Raw genomic sequence first — 24,656 nt, forward strand, 5'->3', positions numbered from 1 at the left:
AGAATGACGCGGAGCGTCATGGGATGCATTCCCACGCAGAGCGTGAGAACGATCAGATCAGGGGTTAGATTTTCCGCAGGCGCTCGGTGATGGACGCTTCGATCCCTTCCGCATCCAGTCCACACTCAGCCAGCATCTGTGCAGGCTTCGCGTGTTCGACGTACACATCCGGCAAGCCCAGATGCAGCACCGACTTGAGAATGTTCTCCCGCGCCAGAAACTCGCTGACCGCAGCACCCGCGCCGCCCATGATGGCGTTTTCTTCGATGGTCACCAGCAGGTCGTGGCTGGCGGCCATTTCGCGCACCAGCGCCTCGTCCATGGGTTTGACGAAACGCATGTCGACGACGGTGGCATTGAGCTTTTCAGCGACCTTGAGCGCGTCGGCCAGCTGTACGCCGAACACCAGCATGGCGACTTTGCTGCCTTGACGGCGGATGATCCCCTTGCCGATTTCCAGCGGCTCGAGGCTGCTGTCGATCACGGCGTTCGGGCCGGTGCCACGCGGATAGCGCACGGCGGCCGGGCCATTGAACAGGTGACCGGTGCTGAGCATTTTGCGCAGTTCGTTCTCGTCACTCGGTGTCATCACCAGCATGCCGGGGATGCAGCGCAAGTAGGACAGATCGAAGCTGCCCGCATGGGTCGGGCCGTCTTCGCCGACCAGACCGGCGCGGTCAATGGCGAACAGCACGTCGAGGTTCTGCACCGCGACGTCGTGAATGAGTTGGTCGTAACCGCGCTGCAGGAAAGTCGAATAAATCGCCACCACCGGTTTGGCGCCTTCACAGGCCATGCCTGCGGCCAGCGTCACGGCATGCTGCTCGGCGATGGCGACGTCGAAATAGCGCTCCGGATAACGTTCGCTGAACGCCACCAGATCAGAGCCTTCTTTCATCGCCGGGGTAATGCCGACCAGACGCTCATCGGCGTCGGCCATGTCGCACAGCCACTGGCCGAACACACCGGAATACTTCGGTCCGCTGGCCTTTTTCGGCGCGGCGGGAGCATCCAGCGGGTCGAGCTTGGTGATGGCGTGGTAGCCGATCGGATCGACTTCGGCTGGCGCGAAACCCTTGCCCTTCTTGGTGACCACATGCAGGAACTGCGGGCCCTTGAGGTCGCGCATGTTGCGCAGGGTGGCGATCAGCGTCGGCAAATCGTGGCCGTCGATAGGGCCGATGTAGTTCCAGCCCAATTCTTCAAACAGGGTGCCGGGCACCAGCATGCCTTTGGCGTACTCTTCGGTGCGACGGGCGATTTCCCAGGCGCCGGGAAGGCGCGACAACACTTTCTTGCTGCCTTCGCGCATGCTGGCGTAAGTGCGGCTGGAAAGAATTTTCGCCAGATAGTTCGACAGCCCGCCGACGTTGCGCGAGATCGACATGTCGTTGTCGTTGAGGATCACCAGCATGTCAGCGTTGACCTCGGGGGCGTGGTTCAACGCCTCGAAGGCCATGCCCGCGGTCAGCGCGCCGTCACCAATGACGGCGATGGACTTGCGTTCGCTGCCTTGCAGCCGGGCGGCAATGGCCATGCCCAGCGCGGCGCTGATCGAGGTGCTGGAGTGACCGACGCCAAAGGTGTCGTACTCGCTCTCGCTGCGACGCGGGAACGCCGCCACGCCGCCTTTCTGACGCAGGGTCGACATCTTTTCACGGCGACCGGTAAGGATCTTGTGCGGATACGCCTGATGCCCGACGTCCCAAACCAGCCGGTCATCGGGGGTATCGAAGACGTAATGCAGGGCAACGGTCAGCTCAATGACACCAAGGCCGGCACCGAAGTGTCCCCCGGTCTGGCCAACGGTATAGAGCAGCTCCAGGCGCAGTTCATCAGCCAGGGCTTCGAGCTCTGCTTCACCTAACCGGCGCAGGCCGTCCGGCGTCGCTGCTTTGTCGAGCAGTGGCGTGGACGGGCGCTCGCGGGGAATCTCTTTGAACGTCGTGGGCATCAGGCGAATCGTTATAAGTAAAAGAGGCGGCAGTTTACCTGATGCATCGCAAGCTGCACATGAACAGCCGCCGATGGATGATCAAATCTGCGTGGTTGGAATGCAGCATGCCTTGTAGCAGCACGGCTTGCCGGCGGTAGCGATCTTACGGACGAGACCGCCAGCAAGCCGTGCTGCTACGGGGCGTGTTTGCCGGGTCATTGTTTGATGAGCGCCGGGACAGGGTGCAGCCGAACGATCAGTTGCGGCGTTCGACGATATAGCGCGCCAGTGCGCGCAGCGGCTCTGCGGCCGCGTCGAAAGGTCGCAGGGCCACCAACGCCTGATCGCGCAGCTCCAGCGCGTATTGCTTGGCTTCTTCGAGCCCCAGCAATGCAGGATAGGTCGGCTTGTCACGGGCAATATCGGCGCCCTGGCGTTTGCCGAGGGTCGCGGTATCGCTTTCGACGTCGAGAATGTCGTCCTGCACCTGAAACGCCAGGCCGATGGCGCGGGCGTAGATCTGTAGAGAGTCGAGTTGAACCTGCGTTGCCTGACCGCTGGCCAGGGCGCCGAGTTTGACGCTCGCTTCGATCAATGCGCCGGTCTTGTGCCGGTGCATGAATTCCAGCGCCCTCTGATCGAGCTTCAGGCCTACCGAACCCAGATCGATGGCTTGCCCGCCGACCATGCCGGCAGGGCCTGCGGCGTGGGCGAGGGTGGCGACCATCTTGAGCCGCGTATTGGCGTCCTGGGGTGTCAGCTTGCTGTCGGTCAGCACGCTGAACGCCAGGCTTTGCAGGCCATCACCGGCCAGAATCGCGCAGGCTTCGTCGAAGGCCTTGTGAGTGGTCGGCAGGCCGCGACGCAGATCGTCGTCGTCCATGGCTGGCAGGTCGTCGTGTACGAGCGAATACGCGTGAATCAATTCAACCGCGCAGGCTGCGCCGTTGGCGTGCTCTGCATCACCACCCAGAGCTTCGCAGGCGGCGTAGACCAACAACGGACGCACGCGTTTGCCGCCATTGGTGACGCTGTAGCGCATGGCTTCGTAAAGGCGGTTCAGTTCGGGGGCCGGGGCGTTGAACAGGCTGTCGAGCGCCGCGTTGACGCGAGCCTGACTGAGGGCCTGATATTCGGCGATCATTCGGGTTGTTCCGCGTCGAAGGGTTCCTCTGCCAGTTCGCCATCGCGCTCCAGCAGTACCTGGACCTTCTGCTCGGCCTGCGCCAAGGCGCTCTGGCATTCGCGGGTCAGGCGAATTCCTTGTTCAAAGGCCGTCAACGAATCTTCCAGCGACAGCTCGCCGTTCTCCAGACGCTCGACCAGCGTTTGCAAATCCGTGAGGGACTGTTCGAAATCCAGTGCAGCTTTCTTGCGGGCCATGGCGGCTATCCCGGTAGACGTTAAACCGGCGCGACACTAGCAGAGCGAGGGCATTGGGGCAAATGAGAGGTGCCGGGTGGAATGGGTAGTTCGCGCCAAACAACCGCTCGCCAGCGACTTCACTGCGTAGCAGCACGGCTTGCCGGCGGCGGCGTTCTCAAGATCGATACCGCCGGCAAGCCGTGCTGCTACGCCATTACAGATTCATAGATAGGTAAACACCGTCTCGGCCGGCAGACGCGACTTCGGCAGCTTGGCGTTGAAGTCGGTGTCGCTGCGATACCCCAGCGCGACGATGACCAGACTGGTGAAACCCTTCTCGCGCAGGCCCAGTTCGGCGTCGAGTTTCTTGAAGTCGAATCCTTCCATCGGCGTGGCGTCCAGACCCAGCGATGCAGCGCCCAGCAGCAGGGTGCCGAGGGCCAGATAGGTCTGCTTTTCCATCCAGTGCTGTACGTCTTTGAGGTCATGCTTGTGCATGTTCACGTAGCCACGACGGCTGTTGTTCTGTCCGGCCTTGGCGTCGGCATTCGGGAAACGCCCGTCCTGCTCCTCTTGCGCGAGCACGCTTTGCAGGTGCTCTTCCGTCATTTCAGTACGAGTGCACAGGACGATGGCGTGGGAGGCATTGAGGATCTTGGCTTCGTTGTAGGCAAATCCCCCTTCTGCACCCTTTGCCAGACGTGCCTTGCCCTGCTCGTCAGACGCGACGATGAAATGCCATGGCTGGGAGTTCACCGATGAAGGGCTGTGACGCAACTGGTCGAGCAGGCTCTCGATGGTTTCCTGCGGAATCTTGCGGCTGTTGTCGAACGCCTTGGTGGTGTAGCGGGATTTGGCAAGTGCGGTAAGTTGCACGGGTGATCTCCTGAGTAAAAAGTGCCGAAGTGAGAAATGAGGGGCGAAAGCCGGCGCCGACGGGGCGCCGATCTTCACATGCAGCAAGTTGGATGAACAGTTGGATCAGAACCCTTCGAGCACGATCTTGCCGCGGGCCTTGCCGCTTTCGATCACAGCGTGGGCGCGACGCAGGTTTGCGGCGTTGATGGCGCCGAAGTGCTCGCCCAAAGTGGTCTTGAGCACGCCTTGGTCGATCAGGGCCGATACGCGATTGAGCAGCTCATGCTGGGCGATCATGTCCGGGGTTTCATACAGCGAGCGGGTGAACATCAGTTCCCAGTGCAGCGACAGCGCCTTGCGTTTCATCGGCACCACGTCGAGGGTTTTCGGGTCGTCGATCAGCGCCAGTTGCCCTTGTGGACGCAGGGCTTCGATCAGCTGCGGGAAGTAGCAGTCGGTGTGGGTAAGGCTGGCGACATGGCTGACCTGGCCGACGCCGATCTTTTCCAGCTGCTCCACCAGCGGTTGGCTATGGTCGATCACGTGATGTGCGCCAAGGCTTTTCACCCACTCCTGGGTTTGCGGGCGTGAAGCGGTGCCGATGACGGTCAGTCTGGTCAGTTGACGGGCCAGTTGGACCAGAATCGATCCCACGCCACCGCCTGCGCCGATGATCAGCAGGCTGTCGCCTTCACCACCACCTTCCTTTACGCCAAGGCGGTCGAACAGCAACTCCCAGGCGGTGATCGAGGTGAGCGGAAGTGCAGCAGCGTGGGCATTGTCGATGGATTTGGGCTTGCTGCCGACGATGCGCTCATCCACCAGGTGGAATTCGCTGTAGTTGCCGGGGCGTGCAATGGAGCCTGCGTAGAAGACCTCGTCTCCGGCCTTGAACAGCGTGACGTCGCTACCGGTTTCGCGAACGATTCCGACCGCGTCCCAGCCCACAACCTTCGGATCAGTGGCCGCCGAGCCTGCACGGATCTTGGTGTCCACCGGGTTGACCGAAATTGCGCGGACTTCGACCAGCAGATCGCGGGGGCCGGGCGTCGGTTTTGGAAGGTCCATGTCCATCAGTGATTTGGGATCTTCGATGGGCAGACCGTGCTGGGTAAAAGCGATGGCTTTCATGGCGTTCTCTTGTGAATGCAAATGGCTAAAAGTTGGGTCTATCTTGTTCTTCTCCATCGCTGGGAAAAACCCGCACAATGCGTCAACACTTTCACAGCTGGAGTGAAAATGATCCGCATTGATGATCTGGCGCTATTCCTTCGTACCGCTGCGCTGGGCAGCTTTTCCAATGCGGCGCGAGAAGTGGATCTGTTGCCGGGGCAGGTGGCTGCTGCTATCAAGCGTCTGGAGCGCGAGCTGGACATTCGCCTGTTCGCCCGCTCCACCCGCAGCCTGCGCCTGACCGCTGAAGGCGAGCAATACTTGCCGACCGCGCAGGCCGTGCTCGACGCCTTGAGAGAGGGGCGGGAGAAGCTGCGTCGCGAGAGTTCGGAACTGCAAGGCTCGTTGCAAGTGGCGATGCCGTCCGATCTGGGGCGCAATGTGATGTTGGAGTGGCTGAGCGATTTTCGTCGGCAGCACCCCGCGCTGACGCTGCGCCTGTTCGTCTCCGATCAGGTGGCTGACATTTTTCGGGATCCGGTGGATGTGGCGATTCGCAGCGGCGTGATCGAAGACGCCAACTACATTGCCTTGCCGCTCGCTGCGTGGAATCGCCGGGTGCTGGTGGCATCGCCCGACTACCTGGCGCGCAAGGGTCGCCCGCAGGTGTCCGATGATCTGCTGCGCCACGACTGCCTCATGTACATCCTCCATGGGCGGGTCTATGACAAATGGCCGGTGGGCGGTCGGGTCTTTAGCGTTTCCGGCCCACTGCTCACCGACGACGCGGATCTGGTGCGTCGATGGGCGGTGGCTGGCGAGGGCATCGCGTACAAGTCGTGGGTGGACGTGCGGGAGGACGTGCTGGCGGGAAGGCTCGAATTGTTGCTCCCGGATTATCCCGGCGAACCCGCGCCAGTGAATCTGGTTTATCCACACCGCAAACAGTTTTCGCCCGCCGTGCAGCAGTTGCACTCGATGTTGAAGGCAAAGTTTGTGGGGATGGAGAAGGGGTTGCCGAAGATGTTGTAAATGGCTCAATCGCAAGATCGAGCCGAATCCTATAGGCGCGCGCTTGCCCGCGAAGACCGGGTCCATTCGACGTATTGTTGTCGATAGATGAGTCTTTCAAAGGCAAGCGCGCTCCTGCAGGTTGTTGGTGCAGTCCGATCAAACCGGCTGGCTCAATGCGAATGCCGAGGCTCGCCGCTTCTGGCGATCACTCGCAAATGCAAGGTTGCCGGCTCCAGGCAACCTCCGGTGGATAACTGCCCGACCAGCTGCCGGTACAGCTCCTGCCAAGGGGTTTGCGAAGCAGGCATTTTCGGTTCGAACTGCGCGCGGCGCTCGGCCATTTCTTCGTCGCTGACCAGCACGTTGACGCTGCGGTTGTTCAAGTCCACACGCAGCCGGTCGTTGGTTTTCAGCAGCGCCAGCCCCCCTCCGACGGCTGCCTCTGGCGACATATTGAGGATCGACGGGCTGGCCGATGTGCCGCTCTGACGACCATCGCCCAGGCACGGCAATGAGTCGACACCGCGCTTGATCAGCTCGGCCGGTGGCGCCATGTTCACCACTTCCGCACTGCCCGGGTAGCCCACCGTGCCGGCACCGCGAATCACCAGAATGCAGCGCTCATCGATGTCCAGCGAAGGATCGTTGATGCGTGCGTGATAGTCCTCGGGGCCTTCGAACACAATCGCTCGCGCTTCGAAGCTGTTCTCCGCGCCGGGCTCCGACAGATAGGTCTTGCGAAACGCCTCGCCGACCACCGCCATCTTCATGATCGCGCTGTCGAAGAAGTTGCCGCTGAGCACGATGAAACCGGCGCGGTGCTTGAGCGGATCTTCGTAGGGGCGAATCACGTCGGCGTCATGGGCAACGGCATTGCGCACGATCTCACCGATGGTTTTTCCCGAGACCGAGCCACAGTCTTCATGCAGCTTTCCGGCTTTTTGCAGTTCGTGCATCACGGCCGGAACGCCGCCGGCGCGGTGGAAACCTTCCCCCAGGTATTTCCCGGCGGGCATGCAATTGACCAGCAACGGGACGTCTTCGCCGATGCGCTGCCAGTCGCTCAGGCTCAAATCCACGCCCATGTGGCGCGCGATGGCGATCAGGTGGGGCGGACAGTTACTCGATGCGCCCAACGCCGAGGCCACCGCAATCGCGTTCTCGAACGCTTCGCGGGTCATGATCTGCGAGGGACGAACGTCCTCGCGCACCAGATCACAAATGCGTTTGCCGGTCATGTAGGCCATCTGGCCGCGCTCGCGGTAAGCCGCTGGAATGCTCGCGCAGCCGGGCAATGACATGCCCAGCGCTTCGGCCAGCGCGTTCATCGACAGCGCTGTACCCATGGTGTTGCAGTGGCCCACCGAAGGCGATGCTGCGGTGGTCATCTCCATGAAGCCTTCGTAATTGATCTCGCCCGCCGACAGCAGATTGCGCGCATGCCAGAGCACCGTCCCGGAACCGATCAGTTCACCTTTATGGCGGCCGTCGAGCATCGGCCCGCCGGACAGCACGATGGCTGGCAGGTCAGTGGTGGCGGCGGCCATCAGACAGGCCGGGGTGGTTTTGTCGCAGCCAGTGGTCAGAACTACGCCGTCGAGTGGGTAGCCATGGAGGATTTCGACGAGGCCCAGATACGCCAGATTTCGATCCAGCGCAGCGGTCGGACGGCGCGTTTGCTCGGCCATGGGATGCACCGGAAACTCCATGGGAATCCCGCCCGCATCGCGAATCCCGGCCTTTACCCGTTGAGCAAGCTCCAGGTGATGCCGATTGCACGGCGCAAGGTCGCTGCCGGTCTGGGCGATGCCGATGATCGGGCGGCCGGATTGCAGTTCTTCGCGGGTCAGGCCGTAGTTCATGTAGCGCTCGACATAGAGCGCGGTCATGTCGGCGTGATCCGGGTCGTCGAACCATTGCTGGCTGCGCAGGGGGCGTTTGGGCGTATCGGACATGATTCGGGTCTCTCTTGGAATTGTGGGTCGTGCGATGTCCCTTGGCGGTCAGCGCGTCAGCAGATCGCGCGCCGCGAGGTTGCGAATCAACGCGCCAACCCCGAAGGTCCACGGCGTCGCCTGACTGCTGTGGGTCACTTCATTGTGCAGACCGCCGAGCAGGCGACTGCTGATACTGACCTGATCCCCGAGCTTGTGGGTGAAACCGCCGCCGACGTGATCGCGATCTTCTGTCGGAGCGAAGAGAGTGCCCAGATAGAGCAGGAAGCCATCGGGATATTGATGGTTGGCGTTCAAGGTCTGTGCGGCAATGTCTTCAGGATCGCGGCTGATCTGCGACATCGAGCTCGAACCCTTCATGACGTAGCCATCGTCGCCTTTGACCTGCAGATCCACGACGCAGTTGCGCACATCGTCCATGGAAAACGTTTCGTCGAACAGGCGAATGAACGGGCCGATTGAGCATGAGGCGTTGTTGTCCTTGGCTTTGCTCAAGAGCAGCGCGCTGCGGCCTTCGAAATCACGAAGATTGACGTCGTTGCCCAGGGTTGCGCCATGAATCGTGCCGCGGCTGTTCACGGCCAATACCACTTCTGGCTCCGGGTTGTTCCATTCGGACTTGGGATGAATACCGATCTGACTGCCGCTGCCGACTGCCGCAAGCACCGGTGCTTTGGTGAAGATTTCCGCGTCCGGGCCGATGCCCACTTCCAGGTATTGCGACCACATTTTCTGCTCGATCAGCAACGCCTTGAGTGTGCTGGCCTGCTCGGAGCCCGGCTTGATGCTGCGCAGGTTGTCGCCAATTGCGTTGTGCACGATGGCGCGCACGTTTTGCGCTTTGGCCGGGTCGCCTGCGGCCTGTTCTTCGATGACCCGTTCGATCATGCTGGCGGCGAAGGTCACCCCGGCCGCCTTGATGACTTGCAGGTCGGCGGGGGCGAGCAGGAAAGGCTTGCTTGTATCAGGACTGGCGGTCGAATTGGCCAGCAGTTCTTCAACGCTGGCGATCAACGTGCCCTGGGTTTCGCGTACCGCCTTGAGTGGGGACTCGGATTCCAGCAACTCGCTCAGGGTCGCGAAGCGCGCCGATAAATCGAACACCCCGTCACTGCGCAACACCACGGGCGAAGGCCCGCTGACCTTGCCGGGCACCCAGGCACGGCCAATCAACGTGCCGTTCAGGCCGTCGGCTGGCAAGGTATTTTCAGGGGTGAGATGAATGGGCATGGGCGAGTCCTCAATGATTTTTATGCTTGTTCTGCCGACACTAATCAGCCGCGCCGATAAACTCCAATGACATCTGCTCAATTATCGATAACACTGGGTTATCGCGAATTGAGGCGCTCTCATGTCTGACATTTCCTTCTCGACGGTCTGTAATTGGCTGAAGTTCAAGCATCTGGTGCTCATCGACACGTTGGCGCGTACCCGCAACATGCACGCAGCCGCGCAGCACATGAACCTCAGCCAGCCTGCGGTCAGCAAGATGCTGCGCGAGATCGAGCGGTTGATGGGCTTCGATCTGTTCGAGCGCTTGCCGCGCAATATGCCGCCCACGGCACTGGGCGAGCATGTGGTGCGCTACGCGCAGATCGCGCTGAACGACGCGAACAAATTCGTCGATCAGATCAGCAGCCTGCGCGAAGGCGGGCATGGGTTTCTCAAGGTGGGTGCGATCTTCGCGGCCACCGCGGTGGTGTTGCCGGATGCCATCGTCCAGCTCAAGCAGCGCTGGCCGCTGTTGTCCATCGAGATCGTTGAGCAGACCAGCGATCACCTGATGGAGATGCTGGACGACAAGAAGCTCGATCTGGCGGTGGCCCGTTACACCGATGAAAACCAGCAGCAGGTCTATGATTTCCAGGCGCTGGCGCCAGAGCCGTTCTGCATGGTGGTCAACAGTCGTCATCCCTTGACGGAACTGGAGCAAACGCCGTTGCAGGAGCTGGGCAAATGGCCGTGGATTCTCTACCCGGTGGGTACGCCGATTCGCGCTCGCATGGAGCAGGCCTTTGCCCAAGCCGGCATCCCTACGCCAAAGAACACCATCGATACCATCTCCATGCAGACCTTCCTGCAGGTCCTGCAGTCCGGCCCGATGATCGCCATGCTGCCCGCTTCCATGGCTCAACCACATCTCGACACCGGGCTGCTGAAAGTGCTGAACACGCCGCTGAAACTGGCGCCCCAGGATTACGGAATTCTGACGCGCCGAGGTGAGCCGCTTCTGGGCGCCGCGTCGGAGTTTGCCGAGATCCTGCTGGCGAATGCGCAGTCTTCGGGCGAGAGCGTGCTCCCCTTGTAGTTGCCATCGCCATCCGCGATGGCAGGCTCGCCAATGCCTGATATACGCCCTTTGTCGTCACTCCTAACATCGGTCGCACTTGACCCCTCGCCCCAGGCGAAATGAAAGGAGCACTTCATGAAAAACTTTCGAATCGGCCAAATCGTCCCCAGCTCCAACACCACCATGGAAACCGAAATTCCGGCGATGCTGACCTCGCGCTATTCGCTGTTTCCGCAAGAGCGTTTCACGTTCCATTCCTCGCGCATGCGCATGATGCATGTCAGCCCCGAAGAGCTGAAAAAGATGGACATCGACAGCGACCGTTGCGCGCTGGAGCTGAGCGATGCGCGTGTGGATGTCATGGCCTACGCGTGTCTGGTGGCGATCATGTGCCAGGGCGCGGGGTATCATAAAGTCTCGCAGGAGCGCCTCGGCAAAACTGTCGTTGGCAACAAGTCGAATGCGCCGGTGCTCAGCTCTGCTGGCGCTCTGATCGACAGCCTGAACCTGCTGAACTACAAGAAGGTCTCGATCATCACGCCGTACATGAAACCGCTGACCCAACAGGTCATCGACTACATCGAAGCGGCCGGTATCGAAGTGGTCGATTCCATTAGCCTGGAAGTTTCAGACAACCTTGAGGTCGGCCGTCTGGACCCCATGAACCTGGTCGCCCATGCCGACAAGTTGAACATCGGACAAGCCGATGGCGTGGTGCTGTCGTGCTGTGTGCAGATGCCGTCTCTGCCTGCTATCCAGGTCGTACAGGATCGTCTCGACAAGCCAGTGCTGTCGGCGTCGGTCGCCACTGTCTATCAGATGCTCAAGACCCTCGGTCTGAAGGCCCAGGTGCCGAACGCAGGGCATCTGTTGTCCGGCGCGTTCTGAGTCGATGACGGACGAGGTACTATGGCGGCCATTCTGGCCAGCACGCCCGGTACCTCACATGAAGCTCGATCCCGTCTCGTTGCGCCTGTTCGTCAGTGTCGTCGAAGAAGGCACCATCGCAGCCGCCGCCAAGCGAGAACACATTGCGGCGGCAGCGGTGAGCAAGCGACTGAGCGAGCTGGAAGAGTTGCTCGACTCTCGACTGCTCAACCGCACCAACAAGGGCATCACGCCGACTGACGCGGGTCTGTCGTTGCTGTTCATGGCCCGCAGCGCCCTGAACAACCTCAACGAAATCGTCGTGCAGATGCGCGACTACTCCCATGGGCGTCGCGGCTCGGTCCATGTGCTGGCCAACATTTCCGCGATCACCCAGTTCATGCCGAGCCTGATCAAATCGTTCATGGCGCTGTATCCGCTGATCAACGTCGGCCTTGAAGAGCAGCAGAGCCTGGCGATCACCAAAGCCGTGGCGGAAAACCGCGCTGACATCGGCATCTTCACGCGCCTGCCCCATGGCGCCGACATTGAGGTCTTCCCGTTTCGCACCGACCGCCTGGTCTTGCTGGTGCCCAACGATCACCCGCTGGCCGGGAGAGAATCCGTCGGTTTCAACGAAACCCTGGACCACGAATACGTCACGCTGCGCAGCGGCACGCACCTCAACTTCCAGCTGATCAAAGCGGCCAATGATCTGGGCCGCTCGCTGAAAATCCGTATGGAAGTTTCGAGCTATGACGCGCTCTGCCTGATGGTTCAGGCCGGTGTCGGAATCGGCATCATGCCGGCGGGGAGCGTGGAGATTTACAAGATGGACGGCGCGACCGCCGTGCATTTGAACGAGGACTGGGCCAGCCGCGAGCTCTCAGTGTGCGTGAGATCGCGGGCAGGTTTATCCACAGCGGCGCAGCTGTTTCTGGAGCATTTGTTGGGCGGATAGTCGTGGCTACGCGAAGCCGCGGGAGCGACTCTGCGAGTTACTCATAAAGCCAGGGCTTCAACTCATCCAGATTCTTCACCACGATCTGCTGCGCTGCAGCTTTCGGGTCGAGCTTTTTCGGATCGATCTGGAATCGCTGCAACACATACTTCACCAGCGCCCGACGCGTCGGAATCTCCAGCACGCCGTTCTGCATGCCGAAATCGGCTTCGATGATCGCCTTCTGCTCCGGCTTTAGGCGCGAGTCAGGCTCGATGATCACCGCGACCTCAGTCTTCCAGTCCTCATCCGCATCGATCAGGTTTTCGGTCTTGTGTTCGTACTCGGGGCGTCCGCGCAACCGGCTCAAGACGAAATCGCGGTACATGCGGTTCTTCTCGCAATAGGCCCGAACGTGCCAGCGCATGCCGGTATAGATGAGCGTGTGCGGCGCGATCAGGCGGGTTTCCGGAATCGGATTGGCGAGTGACACGTACTCCACCGAAATCACCTCACTGTCCCGGCAGGCCTTGAGCAGCGGGCGCAGGACTTCGGGCCGTATGGTGCGATCCGGCACCTCCAGCACCTTGGTATGCGCATACGCCAGCGCCAGGCCTTCGATGTGCGGCGCGCGGGAGTGGGTCTGATTCAGCAGGTGCAGGTAGGCGTTGGCACTGTCGTCGATGAACAGCGGCGTGAAGTCTTCACTCGGTACATAGCCCTTCAGTTTCTTGTCATATGTAAGATTTTCAGACGCATGTTCGTTGATGTACGTATTGATGTCTTTCGACGCCTGCTGACGGCTGATTCCGAAGCTCTGGATCAGGTGTCCCGTGGTCAGCCGGCCTTCCCACCATGCAACGGTCTCGATCAAGCGGTAGCGAAGTGCCATATCCCAGCGAACCTGCTTGATGTCTTGCGTGCGTTTCATGACCGCTCCATGTGCGTGATTTGTTTACCTGTATAAGTCTACATTCTATACGTGTAAGGAAACACTACATATTCTTGGCTCGTCTTCGCGATGAAGCGAACCGGTAAAAAGGAAGTGGACATGACAACGTCGGATGCGATTTCGACAGGGGCTTTGTTGACGATGGCGGCGATCGCCGCAGTGATGCTGATTCAGTATCTGAAGCTGCAGGACATCTGGCAGTTGCTCCTGGACTGCAAAACCTCCACCCGCTGGGCGCAGATACAGGAAGTGGAGAACAAGGAACTGCGTTCGGCGCTGCGTGCGGAAAAGGCCCACGTCGAACAGTTGAGAAGAAAGCTGGAGTTGTTGCAAGCACTGATTCCGGCAGCGTAAGGAAACACACATGAACAGACTCGAACGGATCAAAGGCTGCCTGCTCGGTGGCGCAGTGGGCGACGCATTGGGCGCGCCCGTCGAATTCCTCGAATGGAATGCCATCCGTGCCACCTTCGGCGCACAGGGCATCCGCGACTTCACGCCGGCATACGGTCGCGTCGGCGCCGTCACGGACGACACACAAATGATGCTCTTCACCGCCGAAGGCCTGCTGCGCGCTTATGTGCGCGGTAGTTCACGCGGCATTTGCCACGTCCCGAGCGTCATTCACCACGCGCTGCTGCGCTGGCTGATGACCCAGGATTACCCGCCGGCCACCCACGTCAGCCTCAATGGCTGGCTGGTGAACGAGCGCGCGCTCTGGTCCCGTCGCGCCCCCGGCAACACCTGCATCAATGCGCTCAAAGCCAGCAAACACTTCGGCTTCCTCGCCGAGAACAACAGCAAAGGCTGTGGCGCAGTCATGCGTGTCGCCCCCTGTGCCTTTTTTGGCAACGCCTTCGACTACGCCGCCGATTCCGGTCGTCTGACACACGGGCACCTAACCGGCTACCTGGCCGCTGGCCTTTTTGCCGACATCCTTCAGCGAATCGCCGACCGCCAGGACAGCCTCGAACACGCCATCACCGAAAGCCTCGCCGAGCACGGCGACAAACCCGGCCTGGAAGAAACCCGAACCCTCCTCGAACGCGTGCTCTTTTACTACTACGAAGGCTATCGACCGACTCCCGAACGCATCGACGAATTCGGCGCTGGCTGGATCGCCGAAGAAGCCCTGGCCATCGGCGTCTGGTGCGCGCTGACAGCGACATCGTTCGAGCAAGGCGTGATCAGCGCGGTAAACCACAGTGGCGACAGCGACAGCACCGGCCTCATCGCCGGGCATCTGCTCGGGATTCAGTACGGGCCAGAAGCGATTCCAGCGCGTTGGCTGGAGAAGCTTGAACTGCGCGGCGTGATCGAGAAAGTTGCTGAGGATATTGAACGCGTGCCCCGGGATTATTCAGGGTATGGCGGGGAGTTCGATCAGGTCATCGAAGCGGAGTATCCAGGGGATTGAACATGCCGGTAAGACCTCAGCCGTTCACCTTCGAATGCGGCGATTGTGGTTGGAAAAAGACCGTGGCACCGCAGAGCGATTGCCTGCGACCGGGGGAGTGGGTTGCGACGTGTCGGAAGTGTGGAAACGAACACTTGAAGATGCGTGCGGCTAGCAGGTTAGAGCGGTTTTTGATTGGGGAGTGGGTGCGTCGATAGAACGCCTTTCCACCGGATCTGCCAGCCAGCGCACGGCGCTGGCTGGCACGGATCAGACCACTTTGTATTCGCCCTCGATCACTGATTGCTCACCAAACGCTTGGCGCAGGTGCGCGTCCAGTTCAGACAGCTGCTGGCCTCGCGTACTCAGTCTTTGAAGATTTTCCTGTTGCTCCAGCAGAATTTTTTCGAAAATCCTGATTTGCGGAGCAAAAGTGTCTAGAACTTTTTCCTGATCCATCAGGATTTTCATTGGCTCGGCGAAGTGGCTTTTCACTACTTCAGCCAAATCACCTTGCAGCGCCTTGAGCTCATTTTCTGCGCGCTGCTGTTGGGCCACGGCGATGACATCGGTTAGCACCTGAATGCCAGCACCGATGGGACCTGCCCATTTACTGATATTGGCTGCCAGTTTGGTGGCTTCCCATGGCTTGAACTTGTAAACGTAGCCAGTAAGATTTTTCAGCGTTTCCCGGGCCAGGAATACGCCGCTCTTGATGCTTTCCACCGGGATTTTGGACACAGCACCCAGCGCCTTGCTCGACGCTGACAGCGCTGAAGCAGTAATGCTGTCTGCAAAATCGGACGAGATGTCGAGTTGATGTTCGATGCTCGCGCTAATGCCATTCATGATCGACGAGGACTGATTAAACGCTGTGCTGAACAGGTGATTGATACGAAAACGCAGCTTTTCTCCAATGTCTGTTTTCGAGTACCCGATCTCAGCCTCAAGAAAACCGTGAACCTGGTCCCGTGGCAAGGTACGGATGCTGTTAAGCAGATCCTTTTCCATGTTGTTCAGTTCTTGGTAAAGATCCCCGACGGTGGCGATGATCTTGCGTTTCCCTTCATCGATGTCTTCTGTGATACGCGCCGAGTCACGGGCCTGGTTATCGGCCAGCAACTTGAACTTGATCAGCTCGTCTTGAGCGACCGCGATCTTTTTGGACAACACGTCGCGTACGACATCGATGCCTGTCTTTCGGATCAGAGTTTCACGCCCGCTGCCATCGAGGACCTGCTGAGTGATCTGTTTGAGCTCGCTGATTCTTGAACGCTGGTCATAGAGATCTTTTTGCTCCAGCCAGAACTCAAGTCCTCGACTGTTCGGATTGGAGGCGACGCAAACGACGTTGATCGCCTGGCGCTCAGTTGGGGTCAGGTCTACAAAACGCTGCAACTTATCGAGCAGGTTGTTTTTCTTGATGCTGCTCTGCTCTGCAAACTCTTCTGCATCGCGCAGATCCGCGACCTCGTCCATTTTGTTGATGACGAAAATGGTGGAGCTCAGTTTGTTGAGGTCACGCAGGACCCATCGAACGATATCCTGATGGCTCTCTTTGAGGGGGTTGGTGGCGTCGACGACATAAAAGATGAGATGCGCTTCGGAAATATAATTCTTGGTGATGTCTCCGTATTGCACGAGCGCACCGCCATCGATGGTTTTTTCCTTGTCACCAAACAGCCCGGGGGTGTCGACGATTTCGCATTTGTCCTGGAGGTTGTCAGGCCGGTAGATGGCCAGTGCATCCGAAGATTCGTTGGTGTCGATCTTCATGTCTTTCATGACCTGGCCGAGCCATCCGGCCACCACACTGGTCTTACCGTCAGAGAATGCACCGAGCAGGGCAATCCGTAGCGCGTCCGATTCAACGTCGCCAATGGCTTTTTTGATCTTCGTGATGTCTTGGGAAACGTCCAGCCCCAGTCTTTCAAGCGATTCGACAAGTGTGTTTAGGTTGTCCAGTGACTTGATGACTTCGGACTTGCTGGCGTTGAATTGCTTAAATTGTTCCATAAGGCTTGGCTTCCACTTGGTTTCTGAGTGCCTGAATAGAGGCAATTTTGTCGTCGAAAAGAGCACTCACTTCCCGCATGTTGCGGCGCTCATCGTCCAGTTGGCTTAACGTTGAGCCCTCGATCTGCTCGCTGATTTTGGCAAGCATCGACCGCGTATCGTCTTCAAACGACTTCTTGCTCTTTAGGCGCTCGGCCTTGATCGCCTCCGTCACCTTGCTTTGAGCCTCGGCGATTTTTTTGTTGCGTCCACCGAAAAAGTAACTCAACCCCGCCGCAAGCAGCCCGATGACACTCCCCACGACAGCTCCGATTATGTTGCCGACCCCGGGAATCACAGAACCGATGGCAAAACCACTCATGGCGTATCCGCCGACGCTGAGCAGCAAACCGCCCACATCGGAGAAATTGAAACTGATAGCCTCCATTGCGCTGGAAAATGAAATTGAACTGTTGGCTGCCTGGCTCAACCGCTGTTGAAAACTCACTCGCTCGGCGTTTTCCTGAAGGCGCTTAAGGGCGCGCTCAATACTTTCCGACAATTGATTAAACAGCCGCTGCTGACTTTGCTCCACGCGATCCGCAAGCTGAGCCTGACCCGTAACTATGAACTCCTGGATCGCCCGTTCTACATCATCCTTGTCGGTGAAATGCTCTTCCACCGCTTCACGTGCCGCATCAGTCAAATCGTTGAAGAATTGATCAAGTGCGTTATTTCGCTGCTTGGTGAAGTTGCTCTTTAGCTCTTCGAAGCTGCTACGAATAGACTTCTGACACTCCGCAATTTCGGCATCTATCTTATCTGAGAAAACCGTGTGCTCATCTCGTTGCTGCTTCAGGTCATTGAGTGTGTCTTGCAGGAGGCGCAGCACTTTGCGCTTGTTACTTTCTACGATGTCTACTTCAAAATTTGCGCAGCCGTTCCCGATGACTTGGTGGAGCTGATCCAGTTGACTGAACTCGCGCATCGCTGTCTGGCTGACAAAGTCCTGCTTGTAGCTTCTTTGCGACTTCAGCAAGTCGGCTCGGCTTGGGTGGATGCTGGTCAGGCCACGCTCATCGAAAGCCACGCCAGTGAACCCCAGCAATCCTTGTAGACTCTGACAACCGCTGACCAATTCCGGCCCCAGAATGTCCTCAAGTACACCACGGGTTTGCTCCCGGGTGGCGACAGCGTCTTTGTGTGTTCGCTCAAGTGATTCACGATCCGTCTCGAACTCGTACGAGTCTGCTTTGCCCCGCAGATTGCAGATGGCGTAGACCTTGGCGTCGCGGTTGAGGTAGTGCTTGATTTTCTGAGCGGTTTCCGCCTCGGGCTTTTTGTTGGTGCCATTGACATAGAAAACCAGATGCGCCTTGGCGATGGCAGCCTGAACCATTGCTTCATACTTCGATTCATTACCTTCGATACCCGGTACATCGATCAGATGAAAGTTCTTCCCCTGATGGTTGAACTCGTAAATCACGTTGTCTTGGGTGAAGTCCGCCCGGCCGGTCCCGACGATTGCCCCGTCGACCTGTTGCGCCGTGCGTTGATGATGTTCCAGTTCTTTTTGTTGTTTCAGCAGGGTCGGCAACCTCTCGCTGACCAACTCGCTCAGTGAATGCTGTTCGCGCATAGGTGGGTCTCGGTTTGACTAGGAGGAAAGGTGCTAAAAGAAGCGCCATCGGCTCACAGCAGGTGTGCACAACCCAGTGCACCTGCGATGGCGCCAATAGCCGCGCCCGCCACCAGCCCAACCCATAACTTCACTTTTGCCTGACGTTCAAGCGACGTTCGCATCTGCTCGGCCTGACTCTGGCTTTCCACCAATTGCGACTGACACGCCTGAAACTGCGCGCTCTGTTCCGCCAACTGTTGCTGGCTGATCAAGAAACCGTTACGCAAGGTTTGCAGTTGTTCAGCCGATTGCTGCAACTCTGCCTGTGCTTGCGTGAGGTTTTTCTGGGTGTCGCCAAGGCGTGATTCCGCGCTCGCGAGCGAATGGCGCGCGTTTTCCAGCTCACCCGATGCATGGCTTAGCCGATCCTTACAGTAGTTGTACTCCTGCTGCGTGCTATCGAGTTGTTGCCGGGTACGTTGCAGGTCACGTTGGGTTTGATTGACCAGTGCGCCGATATCGTCTCCCAAGGTCGCAATGTCCTCACAAAAACTGACATATCGCGTACTCAGTTCATCGATCAGCGCGTCACTCTTCTCGGAAAACACTTCGCGGATGTCGGAGGCAGAAGCCTGATTTTTCTCGATGAGCGCTTGGCGTTTCTTCTCTTGGAAAAGAATGCGCAGGCTTTCGATGATAGTGCTCTTTCCAGCGTTCGTTTCGCCGAAGAACGCGATAGTGAAGTTATCCCATTCAGCATGCTTCTCAAGATATGAGATCTCACCATCGAAGCGGGCCTTCATCTCGCCGAGCTTTTCCTTGACGTTGGCGAGGTGAGCGTTGCCTTTGTCATTGCTCACATCCAGTCTGGACACGTCATCCAGCGCGGTGGCGATATCGCTGGCCACTCTGGCGTACAACTTGGAGAAGTCCTGAGCCTTACTCATATCTATCCCTAATTGATTTCTGACTGCACACATTCGAATAGTCGTAAATCGCATTTTGCCATCATGGCTGTCAAGTCAGGTGCTCTAAATCGTGGCCCGCGCAGACACGTTTGTCGCATAGGCAAACTCCTCATAACGGGCGCCAAGCGAGCTGAGCATCGTCGTACGTTATCGAATGAAAGGTCCGTCCTGTTCTGTGCAGCAAACGTTACGCCGGATACGGCTCCCATTGGATTTCTCGGCGGCGTTTGTGTCAGTCTCCCATGCATCTCACGGATACCCGGCTTCCCCATGTTGATCTTCGACTGCACCCAAGCCGCCTGCGACTTTTTTTCCAGCAAGGTCAAAGGCAAACGCATCAGCTATGTTGAACCCGCGTCCGCGGCTGAGGCGCTTGAAAATGGAAGCGCTGTCTGGCCAGCAGTTGATCGTTGGCAACTGCACTGTGTGAAATTCGGACGAACCAATGTATTGGTCGCCGCCCAGATCGACACGCGCTTCGCCATGATGTTCGCCAAGCTGAAGCCCGGGGACGTCAAAGGATTTCTGGAGCAGTTCTGCGGCCGCTATCAGGCTGAAATCCTGGCACTCGCACTCAATACCCAAGTTCCGCTGCCGCCTCAGCCTGACCGTCAGCGGCATCTCATATCGTGGGGGGAGAGCCTGTCGCCTGCGTACTTCTTCAAACGAAATGATCGCAGCGTGCAAGGGCATATCAACCAAGTGCTGGAAATCGCGGACTTCTACGCTTTTGAAAAAGGGCAAGGTTTGCCGGTTGAGGCGCAAGATTTGATCGCTTTCGACGAGCGCATCAATCGGCACCTACGCCAGATCGCTGGCAAGGGCGATTACTTCCATCCGGATGAGGAAATGCTTCTGCGGGTTTATCCGGTTTTGGGAGGGGCGCTTTCGTCTGATGAAGTGAAGAGCCTTTACAGACAGGCGAGGCGGGCTTGATTTAATAGCTCCGGAGTTCAGCGATTCAAGACCTCTGGATACCTACATAAAGGATTAAAAAGCCGGCTTGTGGCCGGCTTCTCGGTGACAGGTTTGGTTAGTTTTTGGCTATCCGCACCCATCCGCAAAAGTGCGCGCTACGAAGAGGCGCTTGTGAGGTAAACCAGGCGGGGCCTTGGGCGATCGCCAGGTCTGTCACCCACCAGCGGGTAGCCGATGGGTGTTGAAACGAAGGCGTGCAGGATACTCATGTTTGCCGCATCTGCCCACCCTTGATCCGCTGCCATTTGTCCTTTTCCTTTTGGATCAAGGCATTGTCGCAGGGTGGCGGCGGTTGTTGAGGGTGGACCACCAGAAGATCCAGCCGAGGATGTGGATGTTCTGTTCGTGGATCTGTTCGGCGGTGAAGATTTCGTCCGGGTATTCGGTGGCGTTGTGGCTGCGCAGGCGCAGGGCGCCGCCGGGAAGGCGGTAGAGGTATTTCACGCGCAGCATGCCGTCGTGTTCGAGGGCGTACATTTCGCCGTCGATGACGTGGGTGCGGCCGCGGTCTACGCCGATGAGCGAGCCGTCCTGAATCTTGTCGGCCATGCTGTTGCCGACCATGGCGACGCAGATGGCGTTGTGTTGTTCGACGTCCATAGCTTCTAGCACGCGCCGGGCTAGCCGGACTTTGTGGTTGGGGATTTCGCTCACGGCGCTGCGGCCGGGGCTCTGGGTTTGCAGTTCGGTGTAGACGGGCATGTCCAGTTCGTCGCGCCCGTTGATGCGTTCGGGGCGTGGGTTTGACAGGCCGTTCATGGCGGGTCTGTAGCGGCCTTCTCCGGGGTGTTTCGGGCCGTCGCCACTGCGCAGCCAACGCACGTTGACGCTCAGCAGTTCGGCGACTTCCTCCATGCGCGCCATGGGGATGCCGCGTTTGAACCAGTTGTTCACGTGTTGCGGCGTCACCTTGCGATTGGCGGCGAAGTCTGTCGCGGAGAGATGGCACTCCCGCAGAAGGATGCGTAGTCGATCACCTGATGTATTCATGGGTCGAATTTTACGGAAGGTTCAAGTTTGTTTAAATGAACGAAGTGTTCAAATGAGTGGAGTGTCAATGTTGCGTTTGTGGGTTTGTATTACAGCGGCAGACAGTGCATGTAGGCCGATTCTTCAATTGTTTTGTTTTGAATCAACAGTGCCGTAGTGCTTTGCAAGTGGCAGAAATACGGGCTGATCTTGATTGAAGCCGCTATTCAGGGCGGTCGGGGAAAGTTTAACTAACGAGGAGGCACACCGTTTGTTGTCAGAAAGAGAAACGGACTTTAATGGGTTAAACAGAGTGTTTGCGTTGAAAAATATTTAAACGTCTGGCGCTTATTAAGTGCCGAAAAAAGCTGCGGTGATGGTTGGCGAGGGAGTATCAGGGGGAGTGCAGGGCGGGGAGCAGCCCTTCAGAACGCTCAAGACGAGCGTTCTGAAGGGTGCGAATCGAATCAGCCTTTGTAGGCAGCGACCGATTTGGTGATGGCTTCGCGAGCGGCGTCTGCGCCGGCCCAGCCTTCGATCTTCACCCATTTGCCTTTTTCGAGGTCTTTGTAGTTAGCAAAGAAGTGCTCGATCTGCTGGATCAGCAGCGGTGGCAGGTCGGTGTATTCCTTCACGTCGACGTACAGCTGGGACAGCTTGTCGTGTGGGACTGCGATGACTTTGGCATCGCCGCCGCCGTCGTCGGTCATGTTCAGGATGCCGACTGGACGGGCGCGGATGACCGAACCTGGGGCAACCGGGTAAGGGGTCACGACCAGCACGTCGAGGGGGTCGCCGTCGTCAGCCAGGGTGTTCGGGATGTAACCGTAGTTGGCCGGGTAGAACATCGGGGTGGCCATGAAACGGTCAACGAACAGGCAGTCGCTTTCTTTGTCGATTTCGTACTTGATCGGCGCGTGGTTGGCCGGGATCTCGATTGCGACGTAGATGTCATTCGGCAGGTCTTTGCCGGCCGGAATCTTGCTGTAGCTCATTGGGCTTTGCCCCCTTGGTTGACCATTCAGAATCTGGCGTGCAACACCCATGTGCGACGCCAAAAGTGGGCCGGATTATAGGCATATTTGGTACCGGTTACCACGTGCGCCGATCGGCCATGGACGTTGGCAGAAGCATGATAGACCGGCGTCTTAGCCTAAAGTGCCGGCCTGAAGTGCCGTCAGGCGCGCCAATGGGTCCTGGCGATAGAAAGCCTGCAACTGTCGATAGACCTCTGGATACGCCTCGACCAGCAGATCCGGGGCGCTGAAGAAGTATTCGCTGGTCACGGCGAAAAACTCGGCGGGGTTCTCGGCGGCGTAAGGATCGATGGCAGTTTGCGCATCGGGATCGGCGTCCAGTTGACGGTTGAGGTCGTCATAGGCGCTTTGCATCACGCTCGCCCAGTCACTGACGCGCATGTTGTTGTGCAGCGGTGGGTGGCCGTTGGCGTCGCCGTTGAGCATGTCCAGCTTGTGCGCCAGTTCATGGATGACCAGGTTGTAGGCTTCCCACCCGCCGCTCGACAACACGCCCGGCCAGGCGAGGATGACCGGACCTTGCGACCAGGCTTCGCCGCTGTGTTCACCGTCCCACTCGTGCTCGATGCCGTTGGCATCGCGGTGTTTTTGCGGGCTGATGAAGTCATCGCCGTACAGGATGATTTCGTGAAATCCCTGATACCAGTTCAGGTCGTCCAGCGCCAACAGGGGCAGTTGAGCCTGCGCGGCGAGGAACAGCCGGGACTCATCGTCGAGGTTGACGCCTTCCAGCGCGGTGAGGTGTTTGGCTTGCAGAAACAGCACGCAGCTGTCGAGCAGGTGGCGATCCTCGTCGGCACTCAAACCGTCGAGGATCGGCAGTCGCTGGCGCACCCGTTCCCACAGCTGCGGGTCGACGGGGTTGCGCGCCAGTGTGCGGCGGTTGAGCCAGCCGCGCAGCGACCATCCCATGAATCAGCGCGCTTCGGCGGAACGGCCCATGCGGCTGCGGACCAGGCCGATGATCATCGGCAGTAGTGACAGCAGAATGATCGCCAGTACCAGCAGGGTCAGGTTCTTCTTGATGAACGGGATATTGCCGAAGAAGTAGCCCAGGGTCACCAGACCACCGACCCAGAGGATCGAGCCCAATACGCTGAAGCCCAGGAAACGCAGGTACGGCATCTTGCCCAGCCCGGCCACAAAGGGGGCAAAGGTGCGGATGATCGGCAGGAAGCGCGCCAGGGTCACGGTCTTGCCGCCATGGCGTTCGTAGAATTCGTGGGTTTTGCTCAGGTAGTCGCGGCGGAAGATTTTCGAGTCGGGGTTCTTGAACAGCTTGTCGCCGACCGTTCGGCCAATCACGTAGTTGGTGCTGTCGCCCAGAATCGCCGCCGCCATCAGCAGACAGCCCAGCAGCACAGGGTCCATGGCGCCGCCCGCAGCAACGGCACCGGCGATGAACAACAGGGAATCGCCCGGCAGGAACGGCATCACCACCAGACCGGTTTCGCAGAAAATGACCAGAAAGAGAATGGCGTAGACCCAGGTGCCGTAGTTGGTCACCAGCATGTCGAGGTAGACGTCGAGGTGAAGAATCAGGTCAAGCGGGTTGAAATCCATGTACGGCACCTGGTTGAGAGACCCGGACGGGGTCATGCGCGGGGTCGATAAGTAAGGCCGATGTGGGCCGCATTATAGAGGGAAGAAACAGGATGTTGCTCAGAGCCATGTCGCGATAGAAACATTTGGTAGTGATGGAGCGGCAGACCCATTGTAGGAGAGCGCTTGCCCGCGATTGCGGCGTGCCCGCAACGCAGATGTTGATCGACCCGGCGCCATCGCGGGCAAGCGCGCTCCTACGCCTGAGACCGGCGCAATTTCCTTAATTTATCGGCAACACATAGTTCTTGAACTGGGTGTCTTCACGAAAACCGATCGACTCGTAAACCTTCTGCGCGACGTCGTTGTTGGCGCTGGTGGAGACGCGCATGCGCACGGCCTGGGTTTCCCGGGCCATCTTCTTGGCTTTCTGGATCAGGTGATCGGCGACCAGTTGGCGGCGGGCGTCTTCGGCGACGTAGATGTCGTTGAGGATCCACACGCGCTTGAGCGAGAGCGAGGAATAGCTTGGATACAGCTGACAGAAACCGAGCAACTTGCTGTCATCGTCGTCATGCAGGGCCAGATAAATGACCGATTCGTCGCGGCGCAGGCGTTTTTCGAGAAAGGCGCGGGAGGAATCGGGGAAGGGCAGCTCGCCATAAAATTCGCGGTATTTGACGAACAGAGGGGTCAACAGGTCCAGGTGCTCCAGAGTCGCTTGGATGATCCGCATGGTTGGGCCTCAGCTTCATTGTGCAATTCATGAACGGGGGAGGACGCGCCTGGCACGGGGACAGACGGTTCTGACTGTGCCTAAGCGGTTTAGAAAGCGCAATCCAAAGTGGCGGTGCTGCGGC

At 58.7% G+C, this 24,656-nt stretch carries 23 protein-coding genes; 7 read left to right on the forward strand and 16 right to left on the reverse strand.

Features of this window, described 5'->3' with window-relative positions; genetic code table 11:
- Positions 1–64 precede the first annotated feature (64 nt).
- The 5 genes from dxs to D3M70_RS06275 all read right to left on the reverse strand — a co-directional run bounded on the left by dxs (position 65) and on the right by D3M70_RS06275 (position 5,290).
- Complete coding sequence (gene dxs, locus D3M70_RS06255; RefSeq protein ID WP_120124998.1) at positions 65–1,954, reverse strand: 1-deoxy-D-xylulose-5-phosphate synthase; 1,890 nt, start codon at positions 1,952–1,954, stop codon at positions 65–67.
- Positions 1,955–2,192: 238 nt separating this feature from the next.
- Positions 2,193–3,080 carry a (2E,6E)-farnesyl diphosphate synthase gene (ispA, locus tag D3M70_RS06260; RefSeq protein WP_120124999.1) on the reverse strand — a complete coding sequence of 296 codons (888 nt, stop codon included), beginning with the start codon at positions 3,078–3,080 and terminating at the stop codon, positions 2,193–2,195.
- Positions 3,077–3,319, reverse strand: coding sequence for an exodeoxyribonuclease VII small subunit (locus tag D3M70_RS06265; RefSeq protein ID WP_062384761.1), 243 nt, complete (start codon positions 3,317–3,319; stop codon positions 3,077–3,079). Before D3M70_RS06265 ends, ispA begins: the two co-directional genes overlap by 4 nt.
- 204 nt (positions 3,320–3,523) lie before the next feature.
- Positions 3,524–4,177 (reverse strand): oxygen-insensitive NAD(P)H nitroreductase, encoded by a 654-nt coding sequence (gene nfsB, locus D3M70_RS06270; protein ID WP_120125000.1) that lies wholly within the window; start codon positions 4,175–4,177, stop codon positions 3,524–3,526.
- Between the two features lie 105 nt (positions 4,178–4,282).
- The gene (locus D3M70_RS06275; RefSeq protein ID WP_120125001.1) at positions 4,283–5,290 is read right to left on the reverse strand and encodes a zinc-binding alcohol dehydrogenase family protein; all 1,008 of its coding nucleotides are present in this window, start codon (positions 5,288–5,290) and stop codon (positions 4,283–4,285) included.
- 108 nt (positions 5,291–5,398) lie between these two features.
- On the opposite strand from D3M70_RS06275, the gene D3M70_RS06280 reads away from it, so the two are divergent.
- Entirely contained in the window at positions 5,399–6,304 is a 906-nt protein-coding gene (locus D3M70_RS06280) for a LysR family transcriptional regulator (RefSeq protein WP_120125002.1), read from the forward strand.
- A gap of 152 nt (positions 6,305–6,456) precedes the next feature.
- Here the strand turns inward: D3M70_RS06280 and D3M70_RS06285 are convergent, their stop codons facing one another.
- Both D3M70_RS06285 and D3M70_RS06290 read right to left on the reverse strand, forming a co-directional pair.
- A complete protein-coding gene (locus D3M70_RS06285; RefSeq protein WP_120125003.1) occupies positions 6,457–8,241 on the reverse strand; it encodes an IlvD/Edd family dehydratase in 1,785 nt (594 codons plus the stop codon).
- 48 nt (positions 8,242–8,289) lie between these two features.
- Positions 8,290–9,471, reverse strand: coding sequence for a fumarylacetoacetate hydrolase family protein (locus tag D3M70_RS06290; RefSeq protein ID WP_120125004.1), 1,182 nt, complete (start codon positions 9,469–9,471; stop codon positions 8,290–8,292).
- Positions 9,472–9,592: 121 nt separating this feature from the next.
- Between D3M70_RS06290 and D3M70_RS06295 the strand changes: the two genes are divergently transcribed.
- The 3 genes from D3M70_RS06295 (at position 9,593) to D3M70_RS06305 (ending at position 12,359) form a co-directional block, all read left to right on the forward strand.
- Complete coding sequence (locus tag D3M70_RS06295; RefSeq protein WP_120125005.1) at positions 9,593–10,549, forward strand: LysR family transcriptional regulator; 957 nt, start codon at positions 9,593–9,595, stop codon at positions 10,547–10,549.
- A 117-nt stretch (positions 10,550–10,666) separates the two neighbouring features.
- Positions 10,667–11,419 carry an Asp/Glu racemase gene (locus D3M70_RS06300; RefSeq protein ID WP_120125006.1) on the forward strand — a complete coding sequence of 251 codons (753 nt, stop codon included), beginning with the start codon at positions 10,667–10,669 and terminating at the stop codon, positions 11,417–11,419.
- A gap of 58 nt (positions 11,420–11,477) precedes the next feature.
- Positions 11,478–12,359 carry a LysR family transcriptional regulator gene (locus D3M70_RS06305; protein WP_120125007.1) on the forward strand — a complete coding sequence of 294 codons (882 nt, stop codon included), beginning with the start codon at positions 11,478–11,480 and terminating at the stop codon, positions 12,357–12,359.
- 37 nt (positions 12,360–12,396) lie between these two features.
- Here D3M70_RS06305 and D3M70_RS06310 read toward each other — a convergent pair whose 3' ends face one another.
- Positions 12,397–13,269, reverse strand: coding sequence for a WYL domain-containing protein (locus tag D3M70_RS06310; RefSeq protein ID WP_120125008.1), 873 nt, complete (start codon positions 13,267–13,269; stop codon positions 12,397–12,399).
- A gap of 120 nt (positions 13,270–13,389) precedes the next feature.
- On the opposite strand from D3M70_RS06310, the gene D3M70_RS06315 reads away from it, so the two are divergent.
- Both D3M70_RS06315 and D3M70_RS06320 read left to right on the forward strand, forming a co-directional pair.
- Entirely contained in the window at positions 13,390–13,644 is a 255-nt protein-coding gene (locus D3M70_RS06315; RefSeq protein ID WP_120125053.1) for a hypothetical protein, read from the forward strand.
- A gap of 10 nt (positions 13,645–13,654) precedes the next feature.
- Positions 13,655–14,707, forward strand: coding sequence for an ADP-ribosylglycohydrolase family protein (locus D3M70_RS06320; RefSeq protein ID WP_120125009.1), 1,053 nt, complete (start codon positions 13,655–13,657; stop codon positions 14,705–14,707).
- Between the two features lie 249 nt (positions 14,708–14,956).
- On the opposite strand, the gene D3M70_RS06330 is transcribed toward D3M70_RS06320, so the two are convergent.
- The 3 genes from D3M70_RS06330 to D3M70_RS06340 are packed head-to-tail and all read right to left on the reverse strand — an operon-like array spanning position 14,957 to position 19,303.
- Positions 14,957–16,702, reverse strand: a complete 1,746-nt coding sequence (locus tag D3M70_RS06330; RefSeq protein ID WP_120125011.1) for a LeoA/HP0731 family dynamin-like GTPase — start codon at positions 16,700–16,702, stop codon at positions 14,957–14,959.
- Positions 16,689–18,320 carry a GTPase gene (locus D3M70_RS06335; RefSeq protein WP_120125012.1) on the reverse strand — a complete coding sequence of 544 codons (1,632 nt, stop codon included), beginning with the start codon at positions 18,318–18,320 and terminating at the stop codon, positions 16,689–16,691. The genes D3M70_RS06330 and D3M70_RS06335 overlap by 14 nt, the downstream gene beginning before the upstream one ends.
- Before the next feature lie 53 nt (positions 18,321–18,373).
- Positions 18,374–19,303, reverse strand: a complete 930-nt coding sequence (locus D3M70_RS06340) for a hypothetical protein (protein WP_256659733.1) — start codon at positions 19,301–19,303, stop codon at positions 18,374–18,376.
- 237 nt (positions 19,304–19,540) lie between these two features.
- Here D3M70_RS06340 and D3M70_RS06345 point away from each other — a divergent pair, with 237 nt between their 5' ends.
- Positions 19,541–20,206, forward strand: coding sequence for a DUF6933 domain-containing protein (locus tag D3M70_RS06345; protein ID WP_120125014.1), 666 nt, complete (start codon positions 19,541–19,543; stop codon positions 20,204–20,206).
- A 306-nt stretch (positions 20,207–20,512) separates the two neighbouring features.
- Here D3M70_RS06345 and D3M70_RS06350 read toward each other — a convergent pair whose 3' ends face one another.
- The 5 genes from D3M70_RS06350 to D3M70_RS06370 all read right to left on the reverse strand — a co-directional run bounded on the left by D3M70_RS06350 (position 20,513) and on the right by D3M70_RS06370 (position 24,532).
- Positions 20,513–21,238 carry an XRE family transcriptional regulator gene (locus D3M70_RS06350; protein WP_120125015.1) on the reverse strand — a complete coding sequence of 242 codons (726 nt, stop codon included), beginning with the start codon at positions 21,236–21,238 and terminating at the stop codon, positions 20,513–20,515.
- A 446-nt stretch (positions 21,239–21,684) separates the two neighbouring features.
- The gene (ppa, locus tag D3M70_RS06355) at positions 21,685–22,212 is read right to left on the reverse strand and encodes an inorganic diphosphatase (protein ID WP_120125016.1); all 528 of its coding nucleotides are present in this window, start codon (positions 22,210–22,212) and stop codon (positions 21,685–21,687) included.
- Positions 22,213–22,365: 153 nt separating this feature from the next.
- Entirely contained in the window at positions 22,366–23,166 is an 801-nt protein-coding gene (locus tag D3M70_RS06360) for a zinc-dependent peptidase (protein ID WP_120125017.1), read from the reverse strand.
- A 3-nt stretch (positions 23,167–23,169) separates the two neighbouring features.
- The gene (locus D3M70_RS06365) at positions 23,170–23,817 is read right to left on the reverse strand and encodes a DedA family protein (RefSeq protein ID WP_120125018.1); all 648 of its coding nucleotides are present in this window, start codon (positions 23,815–23,817) and stop codon (positions 23,170–23,172) included.
- A 262-nt stretch (positions 23,818–24,079) separates the two neighbouring features.
- Positions 24,080–24,532: an N-acetyltransferase gene (locus D3M70_RS06370; RefSeq protein WP_120125019.1), complete on the reverse strand. Its 453-nt coding sequence runs from the start codon at positions 24,530–24,532 to the stop codon at positions 24,080–24,082.
- Positions 24,533–24,656: the final 124 nt, after the last annotated feature.

The organism is Pseudomonas sp. LS-2 (genome assembly GCF_003605735.1).
GTDB lineage: Bacteria > Pseudomonadota > Gammaproteobacteria > Pseudomonadales > Pseudomonadaceae > Aquipseudomonas.

What these genes read in the sequence shown, in the direction of transcription:
- dxs (WP_120124998.1), bottom strand. Translation starts at nt 1,954, where the DNA reads ATGCCCACGACGTTCAAAGAGATTCCCCGCGAGCGCCCGTCCACGCCA.
- D3M70_RS06265 (WP_062384761.1), bottom strand. Translation starts at nt 3,319, where the DNA reads ATGGCCCGCAAGAAAGCTGCACTGGATTTCGAACAGTCCCTCACGGAT.
- D3M70_RS06305 (WP_120125007.1), top strand. Translation starts at nt 11,478, where the DNA reads ATGAAGCTCGATCCCGTCTCGTTGCGCCTGTTCGTCAGTGTCGTCGAA.
- ispA (WP_120124999.1), bottom strand. Translation starts at nt 3,080, where the DNA reads ATGATCGCCGAATATCAGGCCCTCAGTCAGGCTCGCGTCAACGCGGCG.
- ppa (WP_120125016.1), bottom strand. Translation starts at nt 22,212, where the DNA reads ATGAGCTACAGCAAGATTCCGGCCGGCAAAGACCTGCCGAATGACATC.
- D3M70_RS06335 (WP_120125012.1), bottom strand. Translation starts at nt 18,320, where the DNA reads ATGCGCGAACAGCATTCACTGAGCGAGTTGGTCAGCGAGAGGTTGCCG.
- D3M70_RS06320 (WP_120125009.1), top strand. Translation starts at nt 13,655, where the DNA reads ATGAACAGACTCGAACGGATCAAAGGCTGCCTGCTCGGTGGCGCAGTG.
- D3M70_RS06340 (WP_256659733.1), bottom strand. Translation starts at nt 19,303, where the DNA reads ATGCGATTTACGACTATTCGAATGTGTGCAGTCAGAAATCAATTAGGG.
- D3M70_RS06285 (WP_120125003.1), bottom strand. Translation starts at nt 8,241, where the DNA reads ATGTCCGATACGCCCAAACGCCCCCTGCGCAGCCAGCAATGGTTCGAC.
- D3M70_RS06330 (WP_120125011.1), bottom strand. Translation starts at nt 16,702, where the DNA reads ATGGAACAATTTAAGCAATTCAACGCCAGCAAGTCCGAAGTCATCAAG.
- D3M70_RS06275 (WP_120125001.1), bottom strand. Translation starts at nt 5,290, where the DNA reads ATGAAAGCCATCGCTTTTACCCAGCACGGTCTGCCCATCGAAGATCCC.
- D3M70_RS06370 (WP_120125019.1), bottom strand. Translation starts at nt 24,532, where the DNA reads ATGCGGATCATCCAAGCGACTCTGGAGCACCTGGACCTGTTGACCCCT.
- D3M70_RS06290 (WP_120125004.1), bottom strand. Translation starts at nt 9,471, where the DNA reads ATGCCCATTCATCTCACCCCTGAAAATACCTTGCCAGCCGACGGCCTG.
- D3M70_RS06300 (WP_120125006.1), top strand. Translation starts at nt 10,667, where the DNA reads ATGAAAAACTTTCGAATCGGCCAAATCGTCCCCAGCTCCAACACCACC.
- D3M70_RS06310 (WP_120125008.1), bottom strand. Translation starts at nt 13,269, where the DNA reads ATGAAACGCACGCAAGACATCAAGCAGGTTCGCTGGGATATGGCACTT.
- D3M70_RS06350 (WP_120125015.1), bottom strand. Translation starts at nt 21,238, where the DNA reads ATGAATACATCAGGTGATCGACTACGCATCCTTCTGCGGGAGTGCCAT.
- D3M70_RS06295 (WP_120125005.1), top strand. Translation starts at nt 9,593, where the DNA reads ATGTCTGACATTTCCTTCTCGACGGTCTGTAATTGGCTGAAGTTCAAG.
- D3M70_RS06280 (WP_120125002.1), top strand. Translation starts at nt 5,399, where the DNA reads ATGATCCGCATTGATGATCTGGCGCTATTCCTTCGTACCGCTGCGCTG.
- D3M70_RS06365 (WP_120125018.1), bottom strand. Translation starts at nt 23,817, where the DNA reads ATGGATTTCAACCCGCTTGACCTGATTCTTCACCTCGACGTCTACCTC.
- D3M70_RS06315 (WP_120125053.1), top strand. Translation starts at nt 13,390, where the DNA reads ATGACAACGTCGGATGCGATTTCGACAGGGGCTTTGTTGACGATGGCG.
- D3M70_RS06360 (WP_120125017.1), bottom strand. Translation starts at nt 23,166, where the DNA reads ATGGGATGGTCGCTGCGCGGCTGGCTCAACCGCCGCACACTGGCGCGC.
- D3M70_RS06345 (WP_120125014.1), top strand. Translation starts at nt 19,541, where the DNA reads ATGTTGATCTTCGACTGCACCCAAGCCGCCTGCGACTTTTTTTCCAGC.